Below are 988 nucleotides of genomic sequence, written 5' to 3'. Positions count from 1 at the left end.
CTATCACTAGCAGCAATGACTTTACTGAAGATGACGGCAGTGCCGTTGAAGGTGCAGTTGTTGCGACGTTCGAAACAACGGATGAAGACGGTGACGAGGTTACTGTTACCTTAAGCGATACCGTTAATTATGAAATCGTAGATGGCACGGTTGTGCTAACAGAAGCGGGTGCTGCACTGGTCAACAGTGGTCAAGAGCTACCTGCATTTACATTAACACCAAATGACGGCACGGTAGACGGTGAAGCAGCCACTGTTGAGCCAGGTGTGACGACTAGTAATGATGCACCAGAAATAACTATCACTAGCAGCAATGACTTTACTGAAGATGACGGCAGTGCCGTTGAAGGTGCCGTGGTTGCGACGTTCGAAACAACGGATGAAGACGGTGACGAAGTTACTGTTACGTTAAGCGATACCGTTAATTATGAAATTGTTGACGGCACGCTTGTCTTAACCGAAGCCGGAGCAGCACTGGTCAACAGTGGCGAAGAGCTACCTGAATTTACTTTGATTCCAAATGATGGCACGACTGACGGTGAAGCAGTTTCTGTTGAGCCAAGTGTAACTACGACGAATGATGCACCAGAAATAACTATCACTAGCAGCAATGACTTTACTGAAGATGATGGCAGTGCCGTTGAAGGTGCCGTCGTTGCGACCTTCGAAACAACGGATGAAGACGGTGATGAGGTTACTGTTACCTTAAGCGATATCGTTAATTATGAAATCGTAGATGGCACGGTTGTGCTAACAGAAGCGGGCGCAGCACTGGTCAACAGTGGCGAAGAGCTACCTGCATTTACACTAACACCAAATGACGGCACGGTAGACGGTGAAGCCGCCACTGTTGAGCCAGGTGTGACGACTAGTAATGATGCACCAGAAATAACTATCACTAGCAGCAATGACTTTACTGAAGATGACGGCAGTGCCGTTGAAGGTGCAGTTGTTGCGACGTTCGAAACAACGGATGAAGACGGTGACGA

General features: G+C 48.0%; 1 pseudogene. It reads left to right on the top strand.

Annotation, left to right across the window (positions count from 1 at the left end):
• A pseudogene (locus OW492_RS16910) lies at positions 1–988 on the top strand (hypothetical protein); the annotation flags it as partial.

Origin of the sequence: Psychromonas sp. 14N.309.X.WAT.B.A12, assembly GCF_030397575.1 — a bacterium.
Classification (GTDB): Bacteria; Pseudomonadota; Gammaproteobacteria; order Enterobacterales; family Psychromonadaceae; genus Psychromonas.
The sequence above is the reverse complement of the archived record's forward strand: the minus strand, read 5'-3'. Positions and strand labels throughout refer to the sequence as shown.